The organism is Ponticoccus sp. (in: a-proteobacteria), assembly GCF_048381735.1.
The window spans coordinates 1-5,425 of record NZ_JBLXGL010000025.1 but is presented as its reverse complement, the minus strand read 5'-3'; the positions used below and the strand labels follow the sequence as shown (position 1 = coordinate 5,425).

Annotated in this window: 4 protein-coding genes and 1 pseudogene; 4 read left to right on the top strand and 1 reads right to left on the bottom strand. The window is 66.5% G+C overall.

All coding sequences use genetic code 11. The features are described from left to right. The 3 genes and pseudogenes from ACN5KJ_RS20440 to ACN5KJ_RS20430 all read left to right on the top strand — a co-directional run. The coding region (locus ACN5KJ_RS20440) for an FAD-binding protein (RefSeq protein WP_418596036.1) at positions 1 to 1,258 on the top strand (1,258 nt) is incomplete at its 5' end. Positions 1,259 to 1,796: 538 nt separating this feature from the next. After that, complete coding sequence (locus tag ACN5KJ_RS20435) at positions 1,797 to 2,102, top strand: hypothetical protein (protein WP_418596035.1); 306 nt, start codon at positions 1,797 to 1,799, stop codon at positions 2,100 to 2,102. Between the two features lie 332 nt (positions 2,103 to 2,434). After that, positions 2,435 to 3,193, top strand: a pseudogene (locus tag ACN5KJ_RS20430) (succinate dehydrogenase iron-sulfur subunit); the annotation flags it as partial. 781 nt (positions 3,194 to 3,974) lie between these two features. Here ACN5KJ_RS20430 and ACN5KJ_RS20425 read toward each other — a convergent pair. Next, entirely contained in the window at positions 3,975 to 4,361 is a 387-nt protein-coding gene (locus ACN5KJ_RS20425; protein ID WP_418596033.1) for a hypothetical protein, read from the bottom strand. A 277-nt stretch (positions 4,362 to 4,638) separates the two neighbouring features. On the opposite strand from ACN5KJ_RS20425, the gene mdh reads away from it, so the two are divergent. Further along, positions 4,639 to 5,425: malate dehydrogenase (gene mdh, locus ACN5KJ_RS20420; RefSeq protein ID WP_418596031.1), on the top strand; the 787-nt coding region annotated here is incomplete at its 3' end.

Genomic DNA, 5,425 nt, shown 5'->3' with positions numbered 1-5,425 from the left:
TATGACTGCTTCATACGAATACGAGACGCATGACTATGACGTCGTGGTCGTAGGGGCCGGGGGCGCCGGCCTCCGCGCGACCCTCGGCATGGCCGAACAGGGCCTGCGCACCGCCTGCGTGACCAAGGTCTTCCCGACCCGCTCGCACACCGTCGCCGCGCAGGGCGGCATCGCCGCGTCGCTCTCCAACATGGGCCCCGACAACTGGCAGTGGCACATGTACGACACCGTCAAGGGGTCGGACTGGCTGGGCGACACCGATGCGATGGAATACCTCGCCCGCTCCGCCCCCGCCGCGGTCTACGAACTCGAACACTACGGCGTGCCCTTCTCGCGCACCGAAGAGGGCAAGATCTACCAGCGTCCCTTCGGCGGCCACACCACCGAATTCGGCGAAGGCCCGCCCGTGCAGCGCACCTGCGCCGCGGCCGACCGCACCGGCCACGCCATCCTGCACACGCTCTACGGCCAGTCGCTGAAGAACAACGCGGAATTTTACGTCGAATACTTCGCAATCGACCTCGTCATGTCGGAAGACGGCGTGTGCCAGGGCGTCGTCTGCTGGAAGCTCGACGACGGCACCATGCATGTCTTCAACGCCAAGATGGTCGTGCTGGCCACCGGCGGCTACGGGCGCGCCTATTTCTCCGCGACCTCGGCGCACACCTGCACCGGCGACGGCGGCGGCATGGTGGCCCGCGCGGGTCTTGCCCTGCAGGACATGGAATTCGTGCAGTTCCACCCCACCGGCATCTACGGCTCCGGCTGCCTCATCACCGAGGGCGCGCGGGGCGAAGGCGGCTACCTCACCAACTCCGAGGGCGAGCGCTTCATGGAACGCTACGCGCCGACCTACAAGGATCTCGCGCCGCGCGACTACGTCTCGCGCTCGATGACGATGGAGATCCGCGAAGGCCGCGGCGTGGGCGAACATGGCGACCACATCCACCTCAACCTGTCGCACCTGCCCGCCGAAGCGCTGGCCGAGCGCCTGCCCGGCATCTCGGAATCCGCCAAGATCTTTGCCGGCGTCGATGTCACCAAGGAACCGATCCCGGTCCTGCCGACGGTACACTACAACATGGGCGGCATCCCCACCAACTACTGGGGCGAAGTGCTGAACCCGACCGCCGACAACACGTGCGGTGGTTCCCGGCCCCTTGGCCGTGGGCGAGCAGGCTGTGCCTCGGTGCGCGGGGCGAACCGCCTCGGCTCCAACTCGCTGATCGACCTCGTGGTCTTCGGCCGCGCCGCCTGATCCGCGCCGGCAAGGTCGTCGACAAGGACGCGGCCAAGCACACGCTCAACCAGCCCTCCGTCGACAAGGCCTTCGACCGCTTCGACGGGCTGCGCCATGCCGACGGCGGCACGCCGACCGCGGAACTGCGGCTCGAGATGCAGCGCGATGCGGGCCGACGCGGTCTTCCGCACCGACAAGACCCTCAAGGAGGGTGTCGAGAAGATGACCGCCATCGCCGGCAAGATGAGCGACATCAGGTCACCGACCGGACCCTGGTCTGGAACTCCGACCTGATGGAGACGCTGGAGCTGACCAACCTCATGCCCAACGCGCGCTGGCCACCATCGTCGGCGCCGAGGCGCGCAAAGATCCCGTGGCGCCCATGCGCACGAGGATTACCCGACCCGCGACGACGACAACTGGCGCTGCGCACCATCGCCCGTCGACGGCACGTCGGTAGCGCTCAGCAACCGCCCGGTGGTTCTCGATCCGCTGACGACGAGGCCGAGGGCGGCATCAGCCTCGCCAAGATCGCGCCCAAGGCCCGGACGTTCTGATGCATCGCGCCGCGCTCGCCCTCGTGCCCTTGCTCGCCGCCTGCTCCGCGCAGGCGCGGGACGGGCTCGCGCGCGACGGCCGAAGCGGCCATCACCCCGGTGGTGGCCGAGCGCATCCGCGGCGTGCCGACGACCAAGGCGGTGCGCTGCATCCTCGACAACGCCGACCGCTCGCAGATCAACGCGCGCTGGCGGCGGACAACGTGCAGGGCCGGACCGGCATCGCTGACGACATTGTCACCGATGTGCTGTTCAGGGACGGAACACGGAATGCTTCCGCCGTTGGGGCATTGTCACCGCACTGAGCAAGGTTCTCGCATGAAACGTCTTTCGCCCTGATCGTCCTTCCCCTGATCCTCGCCGCCTGTACCCCGGCCACGCGGAGACCAGATCGCCCGCGACGCGGCGCGCTCCACGATTTCAAGGTGGTCGTCGACCGCTTCCCGGTGTGCCGGTCAGCCGGCCATCGACTGCATCATCGACAATGCCTCGTCCACGCAGATCTTCGCGCTGGCCGCGGACAGCGTCACCGGCAGACCGAGCACGGTCGAAGTCGTGTCCGACATCGTCTCGAAACCCGACCCTGACCTGCCTGGCAGCCGAGGGGCTGCCGGCGCTCATCCGATAGGAGAGAGAGATGGTTCAATTCACGCTACCCAAGAACTCAAGGTCCGCACGGGCAAGACCTGGCCCAAGCCGGAGGGCGCGACCACCGTGCGGGCCTTCAAGATCTACCGCTGGAGCCCGGAAGACGGCGAGAACCCGCGCGTCGATACCTATTACCTCGACATGGACAAGTGCGGCCCGATGATCCTGGACGCGCTCATCAAGATCAAGAACGAGGTCGACCCGACCCTGACCTTCCGCCGCTCCTGCCGTGAAGGCATCTGCGGCTCCTGCGCGATGAACATCGACGGGATCAACACCCTCGCCTGCATTTACGGGCTGGACGAGGTCAAGGGCGATGTCCGCATCTACCCGCTGCCGCACATGCCGGTGGTCAAGGACCTGATCCCCGACCTCACGCATTTCTATGCCCAGCACGCCAGCATCATGCCCTGGCTGGAGACCAAGACCAACCGTCCCGAGAAGGAGTGGCGCCAGTCCATCGAGGATCGCAAGAAGCTCGACGGTCTCTATGAATGCGTGATGTGCGCCTCCTGCTCCACCGCCTGCCCGAGCTACTGGTGGAACTCCGACCGTTATCTCGGCCCGGCCGCGCTGCTGCATGCCTACCGCTGGATCATCGACAGCCGCGACGAAGCCACAGGCGAGCGGCTGTGATCTCGAGGATCCTTTCAAGCTCACCGCTGCCACCATCATGAACGCCAAGACCTGCCCCGGGGTCTGAACCCGGCAAGGCGATCGCCGAGATCAACGCATGATGCTGAACCGCGGTCTGATCGACCGGCCCATATCGCGCCTGTTCTGCCGCCATCCCCAGGGGGGCGGCTGTTTCCTCTGGGGAACCTTGGCCCGCGCATTTCGCCTTGCAGCATCGGTGGTTCCCCCGCGCCCGCGATATTATCTACACCGCGGGGAGGACCGACAGACGAAGACAAGGTCCCGACCGATGCAAGATCTCTCCACCCGAACCGCCGCCGCCGTGATGCCCTCGCCGCGCCTCGATCAGGCGTTCGCCATTACGCACCCGAGGCCGGGCTTCCCCTTCCCAGACCGCTTACGAGCCGGATGCCGGGAACTGCGCGCGCCGCATGACCTGCTGGCCATGCGCCGCGGATCGCGGCGGGGAATTACATGACACCTGCCGTTACCGAGGCCGGCGATGATCCTTGTCGTCCGTCTCGTCATCATTCGTCCTGTTGCTGATCTTCACCAACCCGGAAAACCGCCTGTGCCGCTGGCGCGAATCCCGCGCGAACAGAGCACTGGCGCCGTATCTCCTGCGGCGCACGGACCACCGGCCCGAAGGCCAGGCGCCCGAAACCTGTTTCCGCCCGGACCGCTGACGACAGGGGCGCTCAGCTCAGCCCGTCCCAGATCAGCGCGCCGCCGGTGACGACCAGCGCATATGGGCTTCGTCCGAAGACATCGGGCACAACCCGTGCGCGCGGATGGCCACAGCCCAGCAGGCAAAGGGGCCAGCGCGATGTCGAAAAGCGGGCTTTCCACCGTGAAGATACCCATGGCCGCGTAGAACGCCATATTGATGATGTTCACCGCCCAGAACACCAACACCGTCGTCGCCGGTAGCGCGTCTTGTCCAGGCCGCGCCCCAGAAGGAAGATCGCCGCCGCCGTCCGCCGGCGCACTGACGAAGCTGGTGAAGCCCAGAACCTCCCGACACCCAGCCCGCGACCACCCCGAACCGCCGCACCGCCCTGCCCCGGCAGCCGCGGGTCTGCCACCTCGGAGGCCACGAACCCGACCGAAATCACGCCGATCAGGAGGCGGATCATGTCGGGATCGCTGCGGGCATAGAACAGCGCGCCCAGCAAGGTGCCGGGCACCGCCCCGCCAGAAGCTGGCACCGATCCGGCCGGGACCACTTGCGCCAATAGGCGGGCAGGCTCAGTGTCGACCAGCATCAGCAGCGACAACATCACCCCAGCGCCTGCCCCGGTTCGATCACCAGCAGGAAATCGTCGCCGGCAAAGGCAGCGGTCCGAAGCCGCCTTCGAGACACCGGCAGATCACTGCCGGGACAGCCAGAACCTGCCAGGAAAGAGCTCAATCAACCGCCTAACCTCTCGATTTCCTTGTCTTCGCGCCATCACCACCGCGCTTGCCATCCCCGGCGGAACAATGCCCACCAGCACCGCGCGTCGTCTTTAAACCCATACCAGACGGCGGATTTCACAAATGGGTGGAGATAGATCCATGGCCAGACCCAAGATCGCCCTCATCGGCGCGGGACAGATCGGCGGCACGCTTGCGCACCTCGCGGCCCTCAAGGAACTGGGTGATGTCATCATGTTCGACATCGCCGAGGGCACGCCCCAGGGCAAGGCGCTCGACATCGCCGAATCCGGCCCCTCCGAAGGCTTCGACGCCACGCTCAAGGGCACCAACGATTACGCCGACATCGCGGGCGCCGACGTCTGCATCGTGACCGCCGGTGTTCCGCGCAAGCCGGGCATGAGCCGTGACGACCTTCTCGGCATCAACCTCAAGGTGATGAAGTCGGTCGGCGAAGGCATCCGCGACAACGCTCCCGACGCCTTTGTCATCTGCATCACCAACCCGCTCGACGCGATGGTCTGGGCGCTGCAGCAGTTCTCGGGCCTGCCCGCGAACAAGGTCTGCGGCATGGCCGGTGTGCTCGACTCCGCGCGCTTCCGCCATTTCCTCGCGACCGAGTTCAACGTCTCCATGAAGGATGTCACCGCCTTCGTTCTGGGCGGCCACGGCGACACCATGGTGCCCTCCGTGCGCTATTCCACCGTTGCCGGTATCCCCCTGCCCGACCTGGTCGACATGGGCTGGACCACGCAGGACAAGCTCGACGCGATCGTGCAGCGCACCCGTGACGGCGGCGCCGAGATCGTCGGCCTGCTCAAGACCGGCTCCGCCTTCTACGCCCCCGCGACCTCGGCCATCGAGATGGCGGAATCCTATCTCAAGGACCAGAAGCGCGTTCTGCCCTGCGCCGCATGGTGCGACGGCG